This is a genomic window from Vibrio sp. D431a, assembly GCF_030248655.1.
In the GTDB taxonomy this organism is placed as follows: domain Bacteria; phylum Pseudomonadota; class Gammaproteobacteria; order Enterobacterales; family Vibrionaceae; genus Vibrio; species Vibrio alginolyticus.
On the sequence record NZ_JAHGAP010000024.1, the window covers coordinates 66,574 to 89,799 of the forward strand.

Below are 23,226 nucleotides of genomic sequence, written 5' to 3' on the forward strand. Positions count from 1 at the left end.
GATGAGAACTTGCTCATTAAAGCGCTTTTTTTGTACGATTTGTTGTGATTAAAATGTTAAGAGTCACACTTTTGCAAGTCGATCTACGTCTTGTTCGTGCAAAATAGAATGAGCCATGTTTATTATTGGAAACACATCGAATGCCGATAGCATTCTCGGGTCTATCTAAATGGAGACGAAAATGACTCAAGAACTACTGAAAACACCACTACACGCACTTCACGTTGAAGTTGGTGCCAAAATGGTCCCGTTCGCGGGTTACGATATGCCTGTTCAGTATCCTCTAGGCGTAAAGAAGGAACACTTACATACTCGTGATGCGGCAGGTCTGTTTGACGTTTCTCACATGGGACAGCTTCGCCTAATTGGTGACGGTGCAGCTGCGTTCCTAGAAACATTAGTTCCAGTGGATATTGTGGATCTTGAGTCTGGTAAACAGCGTTACGCTTTTTTCACTAATGAAGAGGGCGGCATCATGGACGACTTGATGGTGGCTAACCTAGGCGATCATCTGTTTGTGGTTGTGAACGCAGCATGTAAAGCGCAAGATATCGCACACCTACAAGCGCATTTACCATCTGGTGTTGAGCTAGAAATTATCGAAGACCGAGCTCTACTTGCAATCCAAGGCCCTAAAGCGGCGGCTGTATTGGCGCGTTTTGCACCAGAAGTTTCTGAAATGCTGTTCATGGATATTCGTAAAGTCGATATTTTAGGCGCCGAGTGCATTGTTTCTCGTAGTGGTTATACAGGCGAAGACGGTTACGAAATCTCGGTTCCTGCTGACAAAGCGGAAGAGCTAGCACGTAAACTGACTGCGGAAGATGAAGTTGAATGGATTGGCCTTGGTGCTCGTGATTCACTTCGTCTTGAGTGTGGCCTTTGTCTATACGGTCATGACCTAGACACAACAACAACACCTGTTGAAGCGAGCTTGCTATGGGGTATCCAAAAAGTTCGTCGTATTGGTGGTGAACGTGAAGGTGGTTTCCCTGGCGCAGACATTATTCTTAAGCAGATTGAGACTAAAGATGTGGCGCGTAAGCGTGTGGGTCTAGTAGGTCAAACCAAAGCGCCAGTGCGTGAAGGTGTTGAACTGTTTGATGCTGACGGCGTTAAAATTGGCGTTGTAACCAGCGGTACGGCGGGTCCGAATGCAGGTAAGCCAGTCTCAATGGGTTATGTTCGTGCGGATTTGGCGGCGATTGGTACTGAAGTGTTCGCTGAAGTGCGTGGTAAAATGCTACCAATGACAGTTGAAAAAATGCCGTTCGTACCACAACGTTACTACCGTGGTTAAAACGAATTGAAACAAAAATGCCGAGCTTTGTAGCTCGGCATTTTTTATGTCTTCTTTTCGCTTGTTTACTTTTAGTTTACTGCTTCATCAATAGTACAGCACATATCAATAACGATATCTTCAAGCTTTTCCGGATGAATCATCTCTTCTTTTGGGATCCCAAATTGAGAGGCCATAATGGTATTAAACAATTCCCAATGCTTGATCAGCAGTTTTTCGCGATTATCTGCAATATCCGGCCATGTTTCTTGCATCATTGGCGCGAGACTGACAGCACCATGTGCGAAGATCAACATTTGCCACTTTGATTCCCACTGATCAAATTGTGCATTAGGGTTTTCGCTGTTGTACTGCTCGAAAATTCCGGTAAATATCGCAGCGAACTCATCTTTTGACTTTAAGAAATACTGCAGCAGAGCACCGTCATCGCCTTGTCGAATGGCATCGGCGATCATCTGTACTGGATGAGGATTGACGAGAGCAAATGCTAGCATGCGAACCATAAACAGATAAATTTTTCTATTCGAAGGTGTGTTCTCCGGCATTTCATTGATGAGTTCAGCCATATAGCACTGCATGAACTCGTCCATTGCATCGCTAACCGCTTGCCAGATTTTCTCTTTGCTGCCGAAGTGGTGACGGATCAAACTATGTGAAACACCAGCCTTTTCACTGATATTGCGCAGCGAGACACGCTCGTAACCAAGTTCACAAAACATATCTGCTGCCACTTTAAGGATCAGACACTTAGTTTGTTCTGCTGCTTCAGCACTTCTACGCCCCTGCTTTCTTTCATTCATAGTTCGAATTTTCCCGAATATTAATCACGCGCTTACTTTTACCAGAAACCGAACGCTTTGACTAATTAATTTGCTATCCACCTGGAAAATATGTTGATCAATTTCAAATTCTGCTTATACTGCACGGCTGTGTAATATATAAAACCTACGGAGAAAGCGGGTGCGAAAACAATATTTAAAGCGCACTTTAGTTGGCGCAGTGGTGACATTAAGTCTTTCTGGGATGCTAACTGGGTGTAATAAAGCCATTTCTGAGCCGTCTGAACCTTTAATCAAACCTGTAAAATTACTGGCGGTGAAAGACCTAGAACTTGAAGACTCGCACGCCTTTTTAGCGCGTATTGATGCAACACATCGCGCGCAGCTTTCTTTTCAGGTTGGTGGAGAGGTTGATGAATTACGTGTACGCATGGGTCAAAAAGTCCAAAAAGGTGAAGTGCTCGCAACGTTAGACCCTAAAGATCTTCAGCTTGCGTTAGATGCCGCTCAAGCGCAGTACGCGTTAGCGAAAACACAATGGGACCGCGCGAAAAACCTTTACGGAAAAAAACTCATTAGTACTGATGAGTACGATCAGAAAGAAACTCAATATAAAGCGGCATTGGCGAACTACGAACAAGCTAAAACCGATTTGAGCTATACCAAAATTCACGCACCGTTTGATGGCATTGTGTCATATACCTATGTCAACCCGTTTCAAGTAGTAGCAGAGAAGCAGGAGATCTTGAATCTCATTGATAACACGACGTTGGATGTATCTTTCACCTTGCCAGTAAGTTATGCGGAATCTGTATCACTTGAGTCACTGCAAAACTCCGATATGTGGGTGACGATGGATAGCGAGCCAGGAAAACGTATCCCTGGGCAATTTAAAGAAATTTCGACGCAGCCAAACATCGATACCAATAGTTATGAGGCGATCGTGACCATCACTCGACCAGAAGATCGCAATTTGCTGACAGGTATGACTGGGCAGGTACACATTGCTAAACAACATGTATCGGACGCGATGACGTTACCTCAGTCTGCTTGGGTCAACAAAAATGGGACGCAAGGTGAAGTTTGGGTAATGGACAGAAGCACGCAGCAGGTCAATAAAGTCACTGTGTCACTTGACGCAGCAGGTGGTGTGAAAGCCGGGCTTGATAACAATGATTACGTTGTTATTGCTGGTGTTGAGAGACTGGTTGAAGGACAAGTGGTGAAAGCTTGGGTTCGTGAGGGAGGCATTTAATGAAACGTTCTCTACTTACGATCTCTGCGATTGCACTTGCAGTTTTAACAGGGTGCAAAAATGAAAACCAAGCTATCGTCGAGCAGCCACTTTTTGTGTCGACTATCTCGGTGGATGCACCAGTAGAAAGTCAACATCGCGCGTTCAAAGGCATAGTAGTGCCTGCAGAGCAAACGCCAATGGCATTTCGCCGCGCTGGGGAAGTTCAGCACGTATTGGTTAAAGCGGGTGACGTTGTGAAGCAGGGGCAAATGATCGCAAAGCTAGATGATAGCAAAGAGAAGCAAGCCGTGAATGACGCAGAAGCACAATACACACTCGCAATTCGTCAGCTTAAACGCGGTGAAGACTTGCATGCACGTCAAATGATTTCAAAAGCGGAACTTGATGAGCTAACCGCCAATAAAGAGCTAGCTGAGGCTACTTTCTATAACGCGACCAATCAATTGAATTACACCCGTTTATTCGCCCCGTTCGCCGGTAAAGTATCTGATGTTTTCAAAGAACGTTTTGAGCGTGTGGCAATTGGTGAACCCGTGTTAAACCTATACCAAAACGATTTGGTTTACGTGCGTATTGAGCTTTCCGACAATGTTTTAGCGATGGTAGACCCAAACTCAGACAGCATGAGCTACAAGCCTAGAGCAACCTTCTCCGGCATCGATGGCAGATTTGCTTTGGACTATTTAGAGCACACAAGTGAACCCAACGCTGAAACTCAAACCTACGAAATGTACTTGACGATGCCACAGCCAAAAACAGAGATATTGCCGGGAACCAGCGTAAGCGTTTTGGTCGATATGGTGAAGGCGGGCATTACCTCTATTGATGGTTACAGTGTTCCTGTCACGGCGCTTCAAGCAGGCAGTGAAGGGAATGAGTTCTTTGTGTGGAAAAAAGAAGGTGACATTGTCACACGAGTGCCTGTCATGATTTCTCAAGTGAATGGCAATGGAGCCATTGTGTCGTCAGGTGTTAGCCAGGGCGATATTCTGATTAATTCAAATCTGCGTAAATTACGCGAAGGTAAACATGTGGATGTTGTGGAGAATAACCAATAATGAACATTGCTGAGTATTCAATAAAAAACAAAGTCATCAGCTGGTTGTTCATTATTATCCTTGCTGTTGGTGGTTTAACGTCATTTTTGGAGCTTGGACGATTAGAAGACCCGGCATTTACGATCAAAGATGCCATGATCATCTCAACATACCCTGGCGCGACGTCAAAAGAAGTTGAAGAAGAGCTGACGTATCCTCTAGAAAAAGAGATTCGAAAACTCCCTTATATCGACAAAATTACCTCTACGTCTTCTAATGGTATGTCTCAAATAACGGTGAGCATGGAAATGGACTATGGTCCTGATGAACTGCCGCAAATTTGGGATGAAATGCGCCGTAAAATTAATGATTTACGACCATCATTGCCTCAAGGTGTTCAGTCTTTACAGATCATTGATGATTTCGGTGACGTTTATGGCGTGATGTTAATGCTCACTGGTGACGATTACGACTATGTAGAGCTGAAACGTTATGCGGATTACCTGACCCGTGAAATCGAGCTTGTTGATGGTGTTGGTAAGGTAGACATCACGGGCGATCAGCAAGAAATGCTATTCGTTGAGATCTCACTTGATCGCCTTGCTGCACTGAACTTAGACATGAATGTGGTTTCGAGCTTGTTGAACCAGCAAAACAATGTGGTTTCAGCAGGTGAAGTGATGGTCAATGGCGAAAGCCTTGTTATTCGCCCAAGCGGCACCTTAAACACTGTAGAAGCACTAGAAAATCTGATCATTCATGGCCGTGACACAGGAAATCTAATTCGTCTAAAAGACGTAGCAACGATTTCTCGCGGTATTCAAGAGAAGCCAAGCAACGTCGTACTCTTTAACGGTCAAAAAGCGATTAATATCGGTATCTCGTTTGCATCGGGTGTGAACGTGGTTGAGGTTGGTGAACGTTTGGATGCGGAGCTCGCGAGCCTTGAGTCTATCAAGCCTGCTGGCATCGATATGAACTACTTTTACAACCAAGCCAATGAGGTGGATGAATCTGTTAAAGCGTTTGTAATTAGTCTAGCGGAGGCAGTGGCGATCGTAATCATTGTGTTGCTGTTTACTATGGGTTTACGCAGTGGTGTCATCATTGGAGTTGTGTTGTTATTGACGGTATTTGGTACCTTCATTTTGATGAATTACAACAACATCGAACTGCATCGTATTTCTCTTGGCGCGTTAATTATTGCCTTAGGTATGCTGGTTGATAACGCGATTGTTGTCGTGGAAGGCATATTGGTTGGCCTAAAGAAAGGGCGTACCAAAGTTCAAGCGGCTGTCGATATTGTAAAGCAAACACAATGGCCTTTGCTGGGCGCAACTGTTATTGCAATTACGGCTTTTGCACCTATCGGTTTGTCGCAAGATGCGACAGGTGAGTTCATGGGCTCTCTATTCTGGGTGCTGTGTTTCTCACTATTTTTAAGCTGGATTACCGCTATTACACTGACGCCTTTCCTTGCCGATCTTTTGTTGAAAGAGGAAAACAAAGAGCAGGGTACTAGCGAAGATGATCCTTATAAAGGCTGGTTGTTTGTCGTATTTGGGGCATCACTGAAATTTGCATTGCGATTCCGCTGGCTTACCGTTGCTGGCATGGTGGCGCTATTAGTGGGTGCTGTCGTGGCATTTGGTAATGTAAAACAGCAGTTCTTCCCACCATCGAATACGCCGATGTTCTACGTGGATATGTGGATGCCAGAGGGTACTGACATCCGTGAAACGATTAAAAAAGCTGAAGAGGTCGAAAGCTACATTCGTCAGCAAGATGATATTGACTTTGTTTCTGCTTCGATTGGGCAGGGCCTACAGCGTTTTGCTTTAACCTATCAACCAGAAAAAAGTTACGAAGCGTACGCGCAGTTCCAAGTTCGCGCGACTGATCGTGAGAAAATGTTTGGTTTACTGCATAAGTTAGATGAGAATCTGGCGAAAACATTTGATGCGCCTACGTTCCAGTTTAAATTGATGGAATTTGGTCCATCACCAGCGTCTAAGATCGAAGCGCGTATTACTGGCCCTGATCCACAAGTTTTACGTGACTTGGCGGTGCAAGTTGAAGACATCCTTCATACCGACCCTGGTGCCCGAAACATTCGTCACGATTGGCGAGAGCGCACCAAGGAACTTGTACCCGTTTTCAATGAGTCTAAAGCTCGTCGCTTAGGTATTTCGAAAGAAGATCTTTCAAGCACACTGCAAATGGCGTTTGGTGGTAGCACCTTAGGTTACTTGCGTGATGGTACACATACGTTGCCAATTATGACACGCCTTCCTGAAGAAGAACGCGTAGATTTTGAATCACTACAAAACGTGACCATTTGGAGTCCTTCGTTGCAAACGTATATTCCGGTTGATCAAGTGATTGATGGCGTTCAACTGGATTGGAGTGAGCCGCTAATTCAGCGTCGTGACCGTAAGCGTACGTTAACCGTTCTCGCGGACCATGATGTGTTGAGTGACGACACGGCAGCAAGCTTATTTGCTCGTGTACAGCCTAAAGTGATGGCATTGCATGTTCCAGAAGGATACGAAATCACATGGGGTGGTGAGTACGAATCATCCAAAGATGCACAAGAAGGCCTATTCGGTTCATTGCCGATGGGTTACTTGTTGATGTTCATCATTACTATTTTATTGTTTAACTCAATCAAAAAGCCGTTGGTAATTTGGTTCACCGTTCCGTTAGCGATCATTGGCGTTGCTTTTGGTTTGCTTACCACGAACATGCCGTTCAGTTTTACAGCATTCCTTGGTTTGTTAAGCCTAAGTGGCATGATTTTGAAAAACGGTATTGTGTTGCTTGACCAAATTAACCTTGAGTTGGAGTCAGGTAAAGATCCTTACCTCGCGATTGTCGATAGTGCGATAAGCCGCGTTCGTCCGGTAAGTATGGCTGCCCTAACAACTATCTTGGGGATGATACCACTGGTCTTCGACGCCTTCTTTGGCTCGATGGCAATAACGATTATGGCAGGTCTTGGTTTTGCTACTGTACTGACACTGATAGTGGTGCCAGTGATGTTTGCAATTCTGTTTAGGGTAAAACCGACCACTGCATAGGGACTCCTGGCTATTTGCCAGCTTCCTGCCTAGCCCTGAAGGTTTTCTTCGGGGCTTTTTTGATCTTACTAATACATACCAAACCATTCATTTGCTTGATTTTAATGATTTTCTTACGATTACAATGCAAATCATGCGTATACTGATGTAACGACACATCAAAGATTGAGATTACATGAATAAGCGCATATTAAACGGACTCTTCTTCGTTGGTTCTTTCACCTTGGTTGGCTGCACCGCGACGAATAGCATGCCGACAGAAACCAAACAACCTGCCCCTAAAATTAACAGTGTTAGTGCCGAAGTCATTTCCAGTTGGATTGATAGTAAGGTTTTAGCCCCTGAAGGGCTGTCGCTCGAGCAAGACAACCTACGTTATCTATCGGGTAGCGCCGACCTAAACAGCGACGGAAAGGCAGAACACATAGTGTTGCTTCAAGATCGCTATTTCTGTGGTAGTGGTGGCTGCTCTGCATATATGTTTGATAATGAGGGAAACGTTATTAATCGAATGTCGGTAACTCGCACGCCTATTGTACTAGCCGACAGTTACAGTAATGGTTGGCAGGACTTTATCGTTTGGAGTAATGGCTCATATCGACTCATGAGTTACAACGGTGAATCTTATCCAAGTAACCCGTCACTAGAGCCAAAGGTGGATCGAGACGCTAACCAGCAGGCGGCAATCGCAAATGTAATGGCGACAGAGCTTTATCAGCAAGACGGCTATGACATTCTGCCCGCAGATTCAAAAACCTTGTGGACGCCAGCTAACGTTTACCACTTTACCTTCAAGCACTACGGTGACCCGCATAGCGCTTATCAAGCAACGGTGGATATGAGCAGTGGGGAAGTAGACATTGTAGCCGTTCCGGCTGCGGAATAAAAAACACCTCCCTTAACCGGAATTAAAGGGAGGTGCTAAATGCCAAATTCGAGGGTGGCATTGTTAACCGGAGTCGCTCTAATTAAGCTGCGACTTCTTGTTTCGCTTCTGCTTTGCTTTTTAAGAATGCGTAAGTAAAGCCAGTTACCGCTGTACCTGCTGCAATAGCCACTAAATACATTAATACTGGTGAAATTGCGTTAGGAATTAGCAGCACGAATAGACCGCCGTGTGGTGCCATTAATTTCGCACCGAATAGCATCGATAGGGCACCAGTAAGTGCGCCACCTGCCATACAAGATGGAATCACGCGCATTGGATCTTTCGCAGCAAATGGAATTGCGCCTTCAGAGATGAAACAAAGGCCCAAGACAAATGATGCTTTACCTGCCTCACGTTCATTTTGTTCAAATTTGTTCTTCGCAATGAAGGTCGCTAAACCCATACCTAGCGCAGGAACCATACCTGCGGCCATGATTGCCGCCATTGGCGCGTAAGTTTGTGAAGCCAAAAGGCCAACACCAAATGCGTAAGCGGCTTTGTTTACCGGGCCTCCTAGGTCGAAACACATCATTGCGCCAAGGATAATACCCAGTAGTACTGCACTGTCAGATCCCATGTTGTTTAGGAAGTCAGTCAGGCCGTTCATGATGCCTGAAACTGGGCCGCCTACGATGTAGATCATGACAAGGCCAGTGAACAATGTTGCTACAAATGGAATGATCAGAATCGGTTTAAGCGCCTCCATCGATTGTGGCAGTTTCACCTTATCTGCGAGGAGTTTCGCTGCGTAACCGGCAATGAAGCCAGCTGCGATACCACCTAGGAAACCAGCACCCGTTGAACTTGCTAGCATGCCACCAACAAGACCAGGAGCCAGACCAGGACGGTCAGCAATTGAGAACGCGATGTAACCAGCAAGTACAGGAATCATCAATGCGAATGCAGAGCCACCACCAATGTTCATCAAGGCTGCTGCTAGTGTGCCTTCTTCTTTAAATGCTTCAATACCGAACACGAAAGATAGAGCGATGATCAAACCACCTGCAACGACGACAGGAAGCATGTGCGAAACACCCGTCATTAGGTGTTTGTAAGCGCCTTTTTTCTCTTCGGTGGAAGATGAAGAGTTAGCTGAACCAGAATGTTGATACACCGTGGCTTGCTCGAATGCTTTGTCCATCTCTTCGGCTGTTTTCTTCAGAGCTGGACCTGTTTTCGTGCGGTACATCTTTTTGCCGTTAAAGCGATCAAGTGGCACTTCAATATCCGCAGCAATGATCACCAGATCGGCGTCTGCAATTTCTTGCTCAGTCAGTTGGTTTTTAGCGCCAACTGAACCACGAGTTTCCACCTTGATTTGATGGCCACGACGCTTGCCTTCTTCTTCTAAAGCTTCTGCCGCCATAAAGGTATGCGCAACGCCAGTAGGGCATGCCGTGATTGCAACAATCTTCTTTGATGCTGATGTTGTATCTGTAGTGATAGGGGCTGCAAGTGTGGTTGCTTTTTCAAGTAAAGTGGCGTTTTCAACCGCTTGCTGGAGAAACGCAGTTGCGTCTTTTGCTACTTCGCTAATTTCCGCTTGGTAAACCTTTTTTCCTACAAAACGAGAAGTGTCGACGCTAGTATTTGCCGCAATGACAATGACTTCTGCTTGTTCAACGTCAGCTTCCGTCAATAGTGTTGGTTCAACCACACTTGATTGACATTCTATTTTGGCATTCCAGTTTAATTTTGCGGCGGCTTGTTCTAGTAATCCTGCCGCAAGGATGCTATTTGCTACACCGCTCGGACAGGCAGTAATAATGGCAATATTCATACGATAACCTTCTGTTCCTTAGTTTTGTTCTAAGTTTGTAATAGGGTAAAGCGCGCTAACTTCAGTTTGTCGCTTGATATTTTCCAGTTCTTCCTGACTGGTTAGCCCTACGCCAACTTGACTAACTGCCAAAGCAGAAAGTGCTGTAGCGAAGCGCAATAAATCGTTTTTAGGCATCAGTTGCATGTGGCCCCAACACAAGCCAGCGACCAGCGTATCGCCTGCGCCAACGGTGCTCACGACATGCATTCGAGGCGGTTTTGCACTAAGCCATTCGCCTTGGTTGAGCCACATAACACCGTCAGGTCCCATAGAAACCACGATGTTTTCTATGCCTTTGTCGCTCAGTGTTTGCGCTGCAGCTTGGCACTGTTCAGGTGTTGCTAGATGTTCGCTAACAAAATCACCAAGTTCTTCATCGTTAGGTTTAATTAACCATGGGTGAGCATCAATACCTGACTTCAATGCGGCTTTGCTACTGTCGAACAACACCTTTTTGCCTTGTTGATGCAGTGCTTCTATCCATGCAGCGCATTGCTCTGCAGTAACACCGCCCGGTAGGCTGCCTGCCAATACAAAGTAATCGTGTGTTTCAGCAAGGCGGAATAGGGTTTCTTCAAAGCGCGCGATTTCTTCTGCCGTAACTTGAACACCAGGGAAGTTAATGTCACTAACGTTTCCATTAGCCTCAACGAGCTTGACGTTGATACGAGTTGCACCTTGTACTTCTACAAACTCATTCTTAACGCCGATGTCATTGAAAAGCTGATGGAATAGCTCAGGGTTATCTTTACCAAGAAAGCCGGTAACCGTGACATCTGCGCCTAAATCGCTCAACACTTTTGCTACGTTGACACCTTTACCTGCAGCGTGGAGATTGCTTTGCTGTACTAAGCTCACGGAACCAACGTTTAGTTCATTTACTGAACCTGTTAAATCCAATGCCGGGTTGAGCGTAATAGTGACAACCTTATTTGTTTTGTTTGTCATATCGGATCCTTAACCTTCACCAAGGCCAGAAGCGATTGCATTTCCGATAGACTCCAAGGCTTGCGGCGCATCAGGGCCTTCTGCTGTAAATTGAAGTTGGTGACCGTGCTTAACGCCCAGCGCGATGACTTTCATTAGGCTCTTCGCGTTTACTGCTTTTCCATCTCCGTCTAGGTTGGCAACACGTATAGTGGATTCAAACTTTTTCGCTTCTGCGACTAACATTGCCCCCGGACGAGCATGTAGGCCGTGAGAGTTTTTGATTTTAAATACAGCGGTATTGCCTTCTTCTGAAGATGCAGCTGTGACTTCTTCACCTTTGAACAAAGCAAGAATCTGTTCTACTGATGCATCTAAAAGCTTGCCGTGTTCATTGTTAAACACAATATTAGAAAGCGTTTTTAGGATAGGTTGGTGAGCATTGTTACATGCCGCGAACGCGACAAGTGCACGCACTTTTTGACCTTCATATTCGCAGTCGTTTGCCGTCGAGACAAATGACACACCTGTGCGAGTGACATGTTTGTCACTGCCAATTAACCACAGGCCATTACCTAAGTGAGTTGGTTGTTTGGTAACGAGATCTGCAACGAATTCGTTATCAGCACATCCCGTATTTTTCAACAGACCACCAGCAACAGCACTCATCTGTAGCATGTCGCTCGCAGGGAACATCAGTTGAATTAAAGAAGCGTCAAAGTCTGCTTCAAGCTGAACATCACCGTGCAGTAGGTCGATGATTTCGTCTTCATTTTTTGCATTACGCAGACGTTCTTCTACGCCATCTGCGCCTAGCACTTTGGTGAGCTGTTTAAGAATGCCAAGGTGCTCATCAGATTTAGCTGCGATACCGATAGCGACGAACACAGTATTGCCATCACCCCAGTCGACACCTTGTGGGAAGTGGTGCACAGCAACACCCGTTGTTTTCACCATTGCACGAGTGTCGGTTGTACCGTGCGGTATGGCAATACCGTTCCCCAAAAACGTAGAGTTTTGGTTTTCACGGTTTAGCATGCCTTCAACGTAACCTTGCTCAACTAGGCCTTTATCAGTCAGGCTATGAGCAATACTCTTTATTGCTTCAAACTTATCTGTCGCTGATTGCGAGAGGGTAATGTCGTTCTTATTTAGCTTAAGCATGGTGCTTCTCCAGCCTTAAGGTATCAATTTAAAAATGTATTCTGTGTGAGAATTTGAACGCCGCTTCTTCTGAGCGCTTACTCAATCCTCAAACCTTTTATCTTTCAAGCTAAATCGATTCAGCTTGTTGGTAAATTTTTTAAAAGACTCAGAAAAACTGTTTTAAAAACTGACGTTAACAAACGAGCCTTTGCCGCTGTCCTATAGCCTAGCTCACAAATTGGTTTGTTGCGTGTTCGGGTGATTTACGTCAATTTTTAAGTTTTGCTGAATCCTTTCAGCTTTTATACTGAATCGGTTCAGCTTATAATTCAACTTATCGAAAGATCGTTGATGTATTAATATGATCGCGCGCACAGAATAAGGTTTAGAATATGACACTGGATGAAATAGCCAAATTAGCGGGTGTTTCTAAGACAACTGCAAGCTATGTGATTAACGGAAAAGCGCAGAAATACCGCATCAGCGAGAAGACTCAGAAAAAGGTGATGGCCGTTGTAGATGAGTACAATTATAAGCCAGATCATGCGGCGTCTTCCTTGCGGGCAGGTAATTCACGCTCATTTGGGCTTATCATCCCAGACTTAGAGAACACCAGTTATGCGCGTCTTGCAAAGCTGATAGAGCAGAACTCCCGGAAAGCGGGATACCAAATTTTGATTGGCTGCTCTGATGATGATCCTGATACAGAGCAAAAGGTGGCGGAAGCATTAGTCAGTCGTCGCATTGATGCGTTGTTTGTGGCAAGTGGTATGCCCACTGCAAACGAGTATTACCTTAAGTTGCAAAATTCTGGTACGCCAGTTATCGCGCTAGACCGTCCAATGGATGATGAGCACTTTTGTTGTGTCATCAGCGAAGATTTTGATGCCGCACTTGAACTCACTCAGTCAGTACTGTCAGAGGATATTAAGTCCATTGGCTTAATCGGTGCATTGCAAGATCTTCAAGTCTCAAAAGAACGTGAGCTCGGTTTTCTATCTGCTTCTCAACAAGGTGGTAAAACGGCAACAGTGGGTTATGGACAACACTTCTCCCGGGAAGAAGGCAAGAAAGTCTTAGAGAGTTGGTTAACAGAGAACGCATTGCCAGATGCCATTGTTACAACGTCATACACACTGTTAGAAGGTGTGTTGGATGTAATGCTAGAAAAACCAGAACTGATGGGAAAGGTGCGTTTAGCGACATTTGGTGATAATCGACTGCTGGACTTCTTGCCTGTGAAAATCAACTCTTTGCCTCAACAGTTTGAGTTGATCGCGGACAGCGCAATGGAGTTAGCACTCAACGCTTCCGCTAAGCGTTACAAGCCTGGCGTAGAACTTATCCCGCGTAAAATTGTGAAACGTCACTAAGTAACTAAATAGGTTGCTCAAAGCTTTACTTCAGCCGTCAGCGCCACAAATGCGTGGTCGCTGGCGTTTTTATCTCTGTCATAAATCGGGTTGATCAGATGTTGGTTAGACACCTGATAGTCAACAACCTCGGCAACCGATATATCTGATAAGGTGTCAAACTCTTGTGAGAGCAAGATATAGTCGAGTACGTTCCCAGTGGAAAAATGATAGTGCGTGACGGGGCGTTCATCCTTCTGAGCGTCACTTTGCAATATCCAACCATCTTTGAGTTGTAATTCAGTGACACTGTCACCAGTGTTGGATACCAATGCGCTATTAACACTGATAGGAGTGATAGGTTGATTCATATCGCCCATTAACACTGTCGGCATTGGTTCTTTTCGATACCTCTTTTGCATCGCGTCTCTTAACATCGCTGCTTCCCAGCCTCTTTGCTGGGTGGATAACCAGCGCCCAATAATCGTGCTAGACGTTTCTGGTTGTTCTGAGTCGGCCGGGCGTTGAGATTTCAGGTGCGTTACGTAAACGGCGATATGACCAAGTACAGGATGTATTACTTGGGCATAGATAGGTTTGCGACTGAACTCTGGAACAACACTTACTCCAAAAGGCTCAAGCGTTGCTAAGTCAAACTCTACCGCTTGTACTTTTTCTATTGGAAACCGAGATGCGATTGCCACAACAGGGCTTGAGTAAATGTACTCATCCTCAACATGTGGGGTGTCAACGGTCGCAAAGTAGGGGTAGCCGATGGTTGAAAAGAATGCCTGGGTCTTCTCGATACTGAATACTTCTTGTAAGCCAATCACGTCGCCTTCCAGTTTTTCGACTTGACGTTGCGTCCACGAAAGTTTGTCTCGCCATTGCTCTAACGAGTATATGTTCTCGAAATCATAGTAGGCGTTAGGCGGTGCGACAAAATTAAACAAGTTCGCAGTGACAAAGGTAATTCTACTTGGTTGAGACAAAGTATTCGCTCTTTTCAACAATAACTTAGAGAGTATATACCTTCAGGTTGCGTAATTGCAGCTTCGTTTGAGCTACGCATCGATATACAAGCTAACGAGCGACAAGTTAAATGGGTTAAGAGGTGCTCAAACGCCAAGGCGAATCGGTGATTGAACATCGGCAGAGGTTTCTATTTTTAAGCATTGCGTTTAAACTTCAGGGCATCAAATAGTAAGAGTAAGTAACATGACCCAAGATTACGACCACGAAGAGTATTTAGAAGGCGAAGAGATTGAGATCGAAGCGATTGGCATCGATGTTGATGCGCATCCAATCGAACTGTACAAGCTTTTTAAAATCGCAAACTTGGTCAGCGGTGGCGGCGAAGCAAAACATATCATCGAGGAAGGCTACGTCGCGGTGAATGGTGAACTAGAAACACGTAAGCGCCGCAAGATGTATGATGGTGACTTTTTTGAGTTTAACCAGGAATATTATGTTGTGGTTTGCGATGCGCCAGTAACCGAACCTGAAACGGCAGAGCAAAAAGCAGAAAAGAAAGCGAAAAAAGAAGCACAGTCTTCTCGTAAAGATAAGTCTCGTCAAAGTAAGTCACCCAAAGCCTCTGGGCCTAAATCAACAGGCCGTAAAGCGGCACATAAAGAGCGTAAAGCGCAGAAAGAAGCGTTGTCTCAGTCTGCTAAGAAAGGCAGAAAAGAAGACAAACCGCAAGCCACTCGTGATCCGAAGAGCGGACGTAATTCTATTGATTTTTTCTAGGGAAATGAACGCTTAACTAAATAAGTGACATCTGAGTAAAACTAAAAAGCGCCGAGCATATTATATCGGCGCTTTTTTGGTTTCACTGTGCTGTAAGTGGGTAGTGTTAATGCACTGTCGTCTCGATGTTTAGGCTATCTGTCCAGTGATGAATGGCACAAGGCTTTCCTAAGTAAAAGCCTTGGTAATAATCCAAATTAAGTTGATACATAGCTTGTAGCTGCACGTCTTCTTCAACCCCTTCTATAATGACTTTTGCTCCCATATGATCCGCTAGATCAACGGCGCTATGTATGGAAAAGGTTTCTCCGGCGCAGTAGTCTAGCAAATAGGAACGATCGATTTTGATGATGTCAGGGCAGAGCTGCTGAACACGTGCGATATCAGAATGTTGGGCGCCAAAATCATCGATAGCAAAGATAAAACCATTCGCTTTCATTAACTGTACGGCTTTGATTAATAAATCCGTATTTCCGCATGACTCTTCGACTACTTCAAAAACTACGTCTGTTGGGCTCATACCAAGTTCGGAAAGGCGTTTGTAAAGCAGGCCGTTATCTTTAAAGCCCATGTCTTTGGTTAGTGTGAGTAGCGTTTGAGGCATGACGTTAAGAAACAGTTTGATCGGCGTCCCCGCGAAATAGCGTGCAAAATTTCGAATGTGCATTGCTCTGGATAAAAACTCTACACATAAGCGAAAGTAGGGATCAAGACCATTATTGGCCAGAAACACGTCAGGACGAATTAGGGAACCATCAATGCCACGAATACGCAGTAAGGCTTCCATACCAATAATACGTTGGCGTCTATCAAAAATTGGCTGATAAACACTGTGAAAAGTGAATTGATTGAGAACTACGTAATATTCACCAAGATTATCTTGTTTTATGTATCGCTCGTAGTCGGATTGATTCTTTAACTCCATGAAAAACGCCGAAAATTTAGCATCTTGCCAATGTAACAGGGTGCAATTCTGATTTGAAGAATCAAATGTGCCTAATTACATATGCGGTTGAGTTAATTTGAAATGGCTTCCGATTTTGCTTCAATATGGCGAAAAATAAGTGACAGACCAAAACAGATTAAGAAGTAAGCAAAGCCGACAATCAGCCAAATTTCAAATATATACCCTGATGAATTTGCCATCTCTGTCCCAACAAACGTCATTTCTTGTATCGAAATCAGTGAAACAATAGAGGTGTCTTTCACCAAAGAGATAGTTTGACCGGCAAGTGCAGGTGTTATTGATTTAAGCACCTGTGGCGCGATAACAAATCGGTATTTCACCCACCGAGACAAGCCCAATGAGTCAGCCGCCTCCCACTGACCTTGGTCGATACTTTGTAAACCACCGCGCACAACTTCTGCAATGTAGGCAGAAGAGAGTAAGCCGACACATAACACGCCAGAGGCAAGGTTTTCCCAAAGGTTCGAAGGCCCAAACAGAAAGCGCTGTAGCGCATTTGGTTCGCCGTTGTAGTTTCGTAGAAGATCTTCCAAACCGAGTAACGGGATCAATTGGTTAGAAATGAAAAAGTAGAAAATAAAAACAAACACCAACGGAGGGATGTTTCTCACTAACTGGATAAACGCATTGGCAGGTGTGCGCAACCAAACGGAACGAGAGAAGCGTGCTAAGCCTAACAAAGTGCCAAACACTAATGCGAAGCTGATGCCCCAAATACTGAGCCTTAACGTCGAAATCAAACCTTGGAAGAAGTAGGGCAAACCACCATCTGCTCTAGGCGTGAAAAGTAATTCAAGCGCCTCTTTCCACTGCCACAAATAATGCACACCAACAGCGGACCGATGGTACAGCCAAACACCACCGATACCGCACATAACAAGTAGTACCCAGTCTAGTGTGTTTAATTGCGGTAAAAGGTAGCCTGTGCTGGATTTCGCGGGTGCTGTGCGAGTGGTAGTGTGTTCGCCCAAAAATTTGACTCCGATAAGTTATGGAAAAGTAAAATGGATGATTGGAGAGTATAGGCTCGCGGCGTCCACGAGCCATTTAGATTACTGGCCTTGCGCGACTTGATCTTGCCAATCTAATGTCGAGAACCAGTATTCATAACGTTGTTTTAACCATCCATCTTGGGTTCTTGCTTCAATCCATTTATTGAAAAAGGCCTTTTTATCTTCTTCCCCCAAGCGAACCGCAAAGGCTTCGTTACCTTTTGATAGTCGCTCAGAGAATGGAAGGAATAGCTTGTCACTGTGTTTCACTGTCTCATGTTCTGGCTTTGGGCTAGAGGCAATGAACGCGTGGGCGTTACCATTCAGCACCTCTTGGAAGGCTTGCGCATCGTCATCAAATTGCAGAATCTTCGCTTTCGGGAAGGTTTCTCTGGCTACTTGAACGGTGAATGCGCCGCGACGAGCCGCAATTTTTACGCGTCGTGAGTCAAAATCGGAGAATTTGCTAAAATCAGAGGCGAGTTCTTTGTTTGCTGCTACTTGAACGCCTGAGTGCGAGTAGGCCTCAGTAAACAACACGCTTTTGGAACGTTCAGGCGTAACCGACATGCCACCGATGATCACGTCGAACTTTTTCGCCAGTAGTGCGGGAATAATGCCATCCCACGCAGTTGGTACGAATTCCACTTTCAAACCTGAATCTTGTGCTAAGCGTTTGGCCACATCGATTTCAAAACCGATTAACTCACCTTGCTTGTTACGCATTGCCCAAGGTACAAATGTTGACATACCAACGCGCAAAGTGCCTCGTTCTTTGATTTGATCTACATTGGGTGTGGCGACATCTTCTTTCGCGATTGTAGGCATAGTGATGGCTAGCCCTAATAATGCAGTAATGGTCGCTTTGAATAACTTCATGTTATCTCCTTATAATTTGCGCCAACTGGCTCCGAGTTTGTGTTCTAGCCATGCAGACAAGCCAGAAAGTGACAGAGTGAGAGCAAGATAAATTGCTGCCACGGTAAACCAAATTTCGAACGGCATCGCCGTCTCTGAGACGATGTTGCGTGCCTGTGTTGTTAGATCAAAAATCGCCATCACGCTTACAATGGAAGAGTTTTTGATCAAAGAAACCACTTCATTGGTTAATGGCGGTAATGTGCGCTGTAAAACCTGAGGCAAAATTACGTCTTTGTAGGTGTAAAACGGTGATAGCCCGAGAGTTTGTGCTGCTTCGAATTGCCCTTTAGGAATACTGTTTAAACCTGCACGGAATATTTCCGCGGTGTAGGCACCTTGGAAAAGGGATAATGCCAAAACGGCGGTGCTGAATCGGTCCAAACCAATCACGGGGCCAAACACGAAGTAGAGTAAATAGATTTGCACCAACAACGGCGTGTTACGTATTACTTCGACATAAGTGGTACCAATAACATTGCCGACTTTCGAATCGCTAAGCCTTAGTAACGCGGTAACCAACCCTAATACTAAGGTAAAAAATAGACTAATAGCCGAGATGTTAAGCGTGACCAATAGCCCATCAATAAGTTCTGCCGGCCACCATTCTCCATCTTCATAAAAAGCGATGTAATCAGGTACGCGCTCCCATTGCCATTGATAGCCCATAGCGTCGGCACCAGAGTCCAACACCCACACAATCGCTATGAAGAGGAGCGTCATTTGCAGTAAAGCTTGAAGGACAGGTTTGATTACGCGAACTATCATCAGTAACTTAAAATTTGGTTCAAAAATGCTTGGGTGCGTGGATGCTGTGGTGTCTCAAATAAGGCGACTGGAGAGTTCATTTCCACGATTTGGCCTTCATCCATAAATACCACGCGGTTCGCTACTTTTTTGGCAAATCCCATTTCATGCGTGACGCAAATCATCGTCATTCCGCTTTGAGCCAGCTCAACCATGACATCCAACACTTCGTTGATCATTTCCGGATCAAGCGCTGAAGTTGGCTCGTCAAACAGGAGTAAATCCGGTTCCATACACAAGGAGCGGGCAATCGCGACGCGTTGCTGCTGACCGCCAGAAAGCTGGATAGGATACTTACTCGCTTGCTCTTCAATATTGACTCGCTTTAGGTAATGTCTTGCGCGTTTTTCAGCTTCTTGTTTTGATAATTTGTGTGTGCGAATCGGCGCTAAGGTGAGGTTTTCCAGTACAGTCAAGTGAGGAAAAAGGTGAAAGTGTTGGAACACCATGCCGATTTTACCGGGCTTGAGAGATTTTGCGTGAGAAGGCTGGTCGAACACATGAAGCTGGCCTTCTTGAATCGATTCAAGATGATTGATGCAACGAATGAGCGTTGATTTTCCGGAACCTGAAGGGCCACACACCACGACGATCTCGCCAGAATGCACGGAGAAGTTGATGTCTTTTAGAGCGTGGTAATCGCCATACCACTTATTTACGTCGCTAAACTCAACGACGGGAGTATTCTCTTTCAAAGGGGCACGCTATAACGGAAAAATATCCTTTTACAATAGCAAGTTGTGCGCGTAATTTCATTAAGAATAAGCTAATGTTTAGGCGATGATTTTAAGACTCTATTCAGATCGCTTACAAGATACATCCATGTTTCTTTAATGTTGGTGCAGTCTAGAGTATGACTAACTCAGTTCAACGAGATACGGATAACGAACAACAATCGCAACAACAGACATAACCATTAATGTCTGTGCAGAATAGTAGGTCACCATGACAACTTGTCGTGAAAATATTGACCGTCCTCCAAAGCGTTCGAAAGCCAATACGATGCCAGAGATAATAAAGATAAAGCTTCCGAGCACTGCAAAGGAGGAGGATTGTGTTTTCCCACTCAAATAATACTCGATCGAAGCCCAGCACATAGTCATCAGTACCAATATATAACTGGCAACTGGCCGTTTCTCTTTACCGAGATCCGGTCGGAACAACCAATAGACGCATATACCCAGTCCGAACAAGGCAATTGGGAGCCAAGGTGTAAAATGCCACGCTGACATGATGGCAAAACCATAACTATAGGAGAGATGGGCAGAGCAAAAGAGCACTAATCCTGTAATGAACTTGTCTCTAGGGAGCATTAATAACACGTCACCAAGCAACGAGAGCGATAAGCCAATCAAAATCCAATGCGCATATGGCATTGGGTAAGCCGGGGACTGAATTAAAATACCAAGCATACAGAGCACTGGTAATGGTTTAGAAACGTAAAAGAGCCATTTAGAGCCTTTACGGATACTGATGATATGTATGAATGCTAATACGACAACAACTAGCCACATAAAGTGTTTTCTCGAACAGACAAAATTATGTAGTACATCACTACAACAAATCAAAACTTAATTAACGAGTTAACTCGTTCTTTGATCTCAATTATTTTTATTTGTGTAAAGCTGGACAGTTGTCTCTTTACTAACCAACACGGCCGATTTTTTGTCTGGAGGGAATCGTTGTTTTTAGAAGCCTCCTCGTTTTGAACGTGATGTGGCTTACAAAATAGCATAAAAAAACGGTATTGTGACTGTTAAGTCACAATACCGTTAAACCCTAGGAAGGGCAGTGAAGAATTATTGCAGTTATGAGACAGCTAACTCTAAGATTTCTCGGCTACGTTCAAGTGTGATCGCCTGGTTTTCACCTAAAACAGTCATGCCGTGTTTGTTTAGTTGATCAATGATGGCATCGATAGCTTGTTCACGGCTCTCACCATAGTTTTCGAGCTTAGTTGCGACATCAAGTTGATGATAAAACGCTTCGATAGATTCGATTGTGCGCTCTGCTAAATCCTCACCTGCTTCAAGACCAAATACGTTGCGACCCATTTGTTCTAACTTAGGGCGCTTAAACTGCATTTGGTTACGAAGTAACGACGGTTGGACAATTGCAAGAGAACGCGCATGATCAACGCCCCATAGAGCCGTTAATTCATGGCCGATCATATGTGTTGCCCAGTCTTGTGGAACGCCACTACCAATTAACCCATTCAATGCTTGGTTAGCAGACCACATTAAGTTTGCGCGCCACATATCGTCGTCTCGTTCCGCAAACTGTTCTCCGAGTGTTTTTAAAGTTTTCAGCAGTGTTTCTGCGTAACCATCTTGAACCATTGCACCGGTAGGAAGCGTCAAGTATTGCTCACATACGTGCACCCATGCGTCAACAATGCCGTTGATAAGCTGGCGTTCTGGCAGTGTTTTCATTACATCTGGGTCTAACACGGCAAATTTTGGCTGCACTGCTGGAGACATGAACGGAAGTTTGTCTTGAGTTTCTTTTTTAGTGATAACTGCGCCCATGTTTGACTCTGAGCCTGTTGCTGGCAATGTCAAAATTGCAGCTAGAGGCGTCGCTTCAGTGACTTGGTGCTTACCAATCATGATATCCCAACCATCACCATCATACTTTGATGCCGCTGCTACGTATTTGGAGCCATCGATGACTGAACCACCACCTACCGCTAAAATAAAGTCAACGCCATGCTCTTTTACCATTGCGACTGCTTTATCGAGTGTTTCTTTGGTTGGGTTTGGTTCAACACCTGAAAACTCTAGCCATTCATGTGCCTCAAGAGCTTCTGCTACTTGGTCGTACACGCCATTTTTTTTGATGGAGCCACCACCGTATACCACTAAAACTTTTTGGTCGGATGGGATAGCTTCTTTGATTGCAGCGATTTGTTTTTGACCAAAGAAAATCTTGGTTGGGTTTACATAAGAAAAGTTCATTATTAGCCCTCTTGCTTCCAGTGAAGGAGATTGAATACATGCATATTAGTCCTGATTAACGATCGTTAACAGGTCGATTTCTGCAAATAATTTGCCTATTTCTACAAAATTAATGCTCTTGAGCTAGAAAGTTAAAGTCGAGAGGAAGTATAGTGCTCGAAACGATAATAGAGACCAAACTCGTTGGTCATTGATGGAGCGCTCTAATGCACACTCTCGCAGATATCATGCAGCAATATATTGAAAAGCAGGGGCTGCATGACCTAGAAGGTATGAAGAAAACAGCGATAGATGGCGTATGGTTTTATCGCAGTAGCAAAGGGAATCATCGCCAGCCGTTTGTCTATCAGTCCGGCATCATCGTATTGGGTCAAGGGCATAAGAACATTCATATTGGTGATACACCAGTGCAATATGGGCCCGAAGATTACCTTGTTGTCGGGGTTCCCATGCCACTAGAGTGCGAAGCGTTTGCGACAAACAATGAGCCTTTACTTGGCATTTCGATAGATATTTCGCCAACGCTTCTTCATAAACTCGTTAAAAAATTAGAGGCTGAGAAATTCAGTAATAAGTGTCTGGATGCAACCCGTTGCGGCCTTAAGTCGGTACGTATGAATGAAGGTATGTTGGATGCGTGCAAGCGGTTAATGAAAGCAATGTGTAACGAGCTTGATGTCATCATGCTTGGCGAGCTGCTTCTTGAGGAAATTGTGTATCGTACTTTGGTGAGCAAAGAGGGGTATGTCTTATTTGACCTAGCACATCAAGAAGGTTCTTACGCGAGGGTCGCTAAAGCACTAAATCGCGTGCATCAAGCGTATCATGAACAGTTGAACGTACAAGCATTGGCTGAAGAAGCCAACATGAGTGTGTCTGCTTTCCATCAAGCATTTCGCAATGTCACGCTTGAATCTCCGTTGCAATATATTAAGAAAGTTCGACTTAACAAAGCGCGCGAATTGATCCAGTTAGAGGGGAGACGTGTTAATGATGCAGCGAGAATGGTCGGTTACACGAGCCCATCACAGTTTAGTCGCGAGTACAAGCGGCATTTTAATGAAACGCCAAGGTCAACAAAGGCTTAGTGATCTTTATTTCAAAATGGTGACTTTTTTTACCTTTTTTATTAATTTGCGAGTGACATATTTATTTGAGTTATAAAATTAGTTACTGGTGCCAAATAATAGGTACGTTGTTGCAA

Annotated in this window: 20 protein-coding genes; 8 read left to right on the forward strand and 12 right to left on the reverse strand. The window is 44.7% G+C overall.

Annotated elements, in window-relative coordinates; all coding sequences use genetic code 11:
• Nucleotides 1–181: 181 nt before the first annotated feature.
• Nucleotides 182–1,300, forward strand: a complete 1,119-nt coding sequence (gene gcvT / locus KJB35_RS19355) for a glycine cleavage system aminomethyltransferase GcvT (RefSeq protein ID WP_017820967.1) — start codon at nt 182–184, stop codon at nt 1,298–1,300.
• A 71-nt stretch (nt 1,301–1,371) separates the two neighbouring features.
• Here gcvT and vdeR read toward each other — a convergent pair whose 3' ends face one another.
• Nucleotides 1,372–2,100 (reverse strand): efflux transporter transcriptional repressor VdeR, encoded by a 729-nt coding sequence (vdeR, locus tag KJB35_RS19360; RefSeq protein WP_005376423.1) that lies wholly within the window; start codon nt 2,098–2,100, stop codon nt 1,372–1,374.
• 160 nt (nt 2,101–2,260) lie between these two features.
• On the opposite strand from vdeR, the gene KJB35_RS19365 reads away from it, so the two are divergent.
• The 4 genes from KJB35_RS19365 to KJB35_RS19380 all read left to right on the forward strand — a co-directional run bounded on the left by KJB35_RS19365 (nt 2,261) and on the right by KJB35_RS19380 (nt 8,340).
• Complete coding sequence (locus KJB35_RS19365) at nt 2,261–3,334, forward strand: efflux RND transporter periplasmic adaptor subunit (RefSeq protein WP_017820965.1); 1,074 nt, start codon at nt 2,261–2,263, stop codon at nt 3,332–3,334.
• Nucleotides 3,334–4,395, forward strand: coding sequence for an efflux RND transporter periplasmic adaptor subunit (locus tag KJB35_RS19370; protein WP_017820964.1), 1,062 nt, complete (start codon nt 3,334–3,336; stop codon nt 4,393–4,395). The genes KJB35_RS19365 and KJB35_RS19370 overlap by 1 nt, the downstream gene beginning before the upstream one ends.
• A complete protein-coding gene (locus tag KJB35_RS19375) occupies nt 4,395–7,454 on the forward strand; it encodes an efflux RND transporter permease subunit (protein ID WP_053349132.1) in 3,060 nt (1,019 codons plus the stop codon). The genes KJB35_RS19370 and KJB35_RS19375 overlap by 1 nt, the downstream gene beginning before the upstream one ends.
• 175 nt (nt 7,455–7,629) lie before the next feature.
• On the forward strand, nt 7,630–8,340 hold the full coding sequence (locus KJB35_RS19380; protein ID WP_054575158.1) for a hypothetical protein: 711 nt from the start codon (nt 7,630–7,632) through the stop codon (nt 8,338–8,340).
• Nucleotides 8,341–8,422: 82 nt separating this feature from the next.
• Here the strand turns inward: KJB35_RS19380 and fruA are convergent, their stop codons facing one another.
• Genes fruA through fruB form a run of 3 tightly spaced genes read right to left on the reverse strand, consistent with a single transcriptional unit; the run spans nt 8,423 to nt 12,295 of the window.
• Nucleotides 8,423–10,162 (reverse strand): PTS fructose transporter subunit IIBC, encoded by a 1,740-nt coding sequence (gene fruA / locus KJB35_RS19385; RefSeq protein WP_005376409.1) that lies wholly within the window; start codon nt 10,160–10,162, stop codon nt 8,423–8,425.
• Between the two features lie 18 nt (nt 10,163–10,180).
• Nucleotides 10,181–11,152, reverse strand: coding sequence for a 1-phosphofructokinase (gene pfkB, locus KJB35_RS19390; protein WP_054575159.1), 972 nt, complete (start codon nt 11,150–11,152; stop codon nt 10,181–10,183).
• Nucleotides 11,153–11,161: 9 nt separating this feature from the next.
• Nucleotides 11,162–12,295 carry a fused PTS fructose transporter subunit IIA/HPr protein gene (gene fruB, locus KJB35_RS19395; protein WP_054575160.1) on the reverse strand — a complete coding sequence of 378 codons (1,134 nt, stop codon included), beginning with the start codon at nt 12,293–12,295 and terminating at the stop codon, nt 11,162–11,164.
• Nucleotides 12,296–12,669: 374 nt separating this feature from the next.
• Between fruB and cra the strand changes: the two genes are divergently transcribed.
• Complete coding sequence (gene cra / locus KJB35_RS19400) at nt 12,670–13,650, forward strand: catabolite repressor/activator (RefSeq protein WP_042520802.1); 981 nt, start codon at nt 12,670–12,672, stop codon at nt 13,648–13,650.
• 17 nt (nt 13,651–13,667) lie between these two features.
• Here the strand turns inward: cra and KJB35_RS19405 are convergent, their stop codons facing one another.
• Nucleotides 13,668–14,621, reverse strand: a complete 954-nt coding sequence (locus tag KJB35_RS19405) for an endonuclease/exonuclease/phosphatase family protein (RefSeq protein ID WP_042520803.1) — start codon at nt 14,619–14,621, stop codon at nt 13,668–13,670.
• Between the two features lie 226 nt (nt 14,622–14,847).
• Here KJB35_RS19405 and KJB35_RS19410 point away from each other — a divergent pair, with 226 nt between their 5' ends.
• Complete coding sequence (locus KJB35_RS19410; protein WP_047103547.1) at nt 14,848–15,381, forward strand: RNA-binding S4 domain-containing protein; 534 nt, start codon at nt 14,848–14,850, stop codon at nt 15,379–15,381.
• 106 nt (nt 15,382–15,487) lie between these two features.
• Here KJB35_RS19410 and KJB35_RS19415 read toward each other — a convergent pair whose 3' ends face one another.
• The 7 genes from KJB35_RS19415 to KJB35_RS19445 form a co-directional block, all read right to left on the reverse strand.
• Nucleotides 15,488–16,306 carry an EAL domain-containing protein gene (locus KJB35_RS19415; protein WP_047103549.1) on the reverse strand — a complete coding sequence of 273 codons (819 nt, stop codon included), beginning with the start codon at nt 16,304–16,306 and terminating at the stop codon, nt 15,488–15,490.
• A 92-nt stretch (nt 16,307–16,398) separates the two neighbouring features.
• The gene (locus KJB35_RS19420) at nt 16,399–17,319 is read right to left on the reverse strand and encodes an amino acid ABC transporter permease (protein ID WP_047103552.1); all 921 of its coding nucleotides are present in this window, start codon (nt 17,317–17,319) and stop codon (nt 16,399–16,401) included.
• Nucleotides 17,320–17,400: 81 nt separating this feature from the next.
• Nucleotides 17,401–18,219, reverse strand: coding sequence for a transporter substrate-binding domain-containing protein (locus tag KJB35_RS19425; protein WP_285356561.1), 819 nt, complete (start codon nt 18,217–18,219; stop codon nt 17,401–17,403).
• A 9-nt stretch (nt 18,220–18,228) separates the two neighbouring features.
• The gene (locus KJB35_RS19430; RefSeq protein WP_005376396.1) at nt 18,229–19,026 is read right to left on the reverse strand and encodes an amino acid ABC transporter permease; all 798 of its coding nucleotides are present in this window, start codon (nt 19,024–19,026) and stop codon (nt 18,229–18,231) included.
• Nucleotides 19,026–19,760: an amino acid ABC transporter ATP-binding protein gene (locus tag KJB35_RS19435; protein ID WP_017820955.1), complete on the reverse strand. Its 735-nt coding sequence runs from the start codon at nt 19,758–19,760 to the stop codon at nt 19,026–19,028. Before KJB35_RS19435 ends, KJB35_RS19430 begins: the two co-directional genes overlap by 1 nt.
• A 162-nt stretch (nt 19,761–19,922) precedes the next feature.
• Nucleotides 19,923–20,579: a lysoplasmalogenase gene (locus KJB35_RS19440; protein WP_005376394.1), complete on the reverse strand. Its 657-nt coding sequence runs from the start codon at nt 20,577–20,579 to the stop codon at nt 19,923–19,925.
• A gap of 294 nt (nt 20,580–20,873) precedes the next feature.
• A complete protein-coding gene (locus tag KJB35_RS19445; protein WP_047103556.1) occupies nt 20,874–22,022 on the reverse strand; it encodes an iron-containing alcohol dehydrogenase in 1,149 nt (382 codons plus the stop codon).
• A 206-nt stretch (nt 22,023–22,228) separates the two neighbouring features.
• Between KJB35_RS19445 and KJB35_RS19450 the strand changes: the two genes are divergently transcribed.
• Nucleotides 22,229–23,110, forward strand: coding sequence for an AraC family transcriptional regulator (locus KJB35_RS19450; protein ID WP_047103559.1), 882 nt, complete (start codon nt 22,229–22,231; stop codon nt 23,108–23,110).
• The last annotated feature ends 116 nt before the right edge of the window (nt 23,111–23,226 follow it).

What these genes read in the sequence shown, in the direction of transcription:
- gcvT (WP_017820967.1), top strand. Translation starts at nt 182, where the DNA reads ATGACTCAAGAACTACTGAAAACACCACTACACGCACTTCACGTTGAA.
- vdeR (WP_005376423.1), bottom strand. Translation starts at nt 2,100, where the DNA reads ATGAATGAAAGAAAGCAGGGGCGTAGAAGTGCTGAAGCAGCAGAACAA.
- KJB35_RS19370 (WP_017820964.1), top strand. Translation starts at nt 3,334, where the DNA reads ATGAAACGTTCTCTACTTACGATCTCTGCGATTGCACTTGCAGTTTTA.
- KJB35_RS19375 (WP_053349132.1), top strand. Translation starts at nt 4,395, where the DNA reads ATGAACATTGCTGAGTATTCAATAAAAAACAAAGTCATCAGCTGGTTG.
- KJB35_RS19380 (WP_054575158.1), top strand. Translation starts at nt 7,630, where the DNA reads ATGAATAAGCGCATATTAAACGGACTCTTCTTCGTTGGTTCTTTCACC.
- fruA (WP_005376409.1), bottom strand. Translation starts at nt 10,162, where the DNA reads ATGAATATTGCCATTATTACTGCCTGTCCGAGCGGTGTAGCAAATAGC.
- pfkB (WP_054575159.1), bottom strand. Translation starts at nt 11,152, where the DNA reads ATGACAAACAAAACAAATAAGGTTGTCACTATTACGCTCAACCCGGCA.
- fruB (WP_054575160.1), bottom strand. Translation starts at nt 12,295, where the DNA reads ATGCTTAAGCTAAATAAGAACGACATTACCCTCTCGCAATCAGCGACA.
- cra (WP_042520802.1), top strand. Translation starts at nt 12,670, where the DNA reads ATGACACTGGATGAAATAGCCAAATTAGCGGGTGTTTCTAAGACAACT.
- KJB35_RS19410 (WP_047103547.1), top strand. Translation starts at nt 14,848, where the DNA reads ATGACCCAAGATTACGACCACGAAGAGTATTTAGAAGGCGAAGAGATT.
- KJB35_RS19415 (WP_047103549.1), bottom strand. Translation starts at nt 16,306, where the DNA reads ATGGAGTTAAAGAATCAATCCGACTACGAGCGATACATAAAACAAGAT.
- KJB35_RS19425 (WP_285356561.1), bottom strand. Translation starts at nt 18,219, where the DNA reads ATGAAGTTATTCAAAGCGACCATTACTGCATTATTAGGGCTAGCCATC.
- KJB35_RS19430 (WP_005376396.1), bottom strand. Translation starts at nt 19,026, where the DNA reads ATGATAGTTCGCGTAATCAAACCTGTCCTTCAAGCTTTACTGCAAATG.
- KJB35_RS19440 (WP_005376394.1), bottom strand. Translation starts at nt 20,579, where the DNA reads ATGTGGCTAGTTGTTGTCGTATTAGCATTCATACATATCATCAGTATC.
- KJB35_RS19445 (WP_047103556.1), bottom strand. Translation starts at nt 22,022, where the DNA reads ATGAACTTTTCTTATGTAAACCCAACCAAGATTTTCTTTGGTCAAAAA.
- KJB35_RS19450 (WP_047103559.1), top strand. Translation starts at nt 22,229, where the DNA reads ATGCACACTCTCGCAGATATCATGCAGCAATATATTGAAAAGCAGGGG.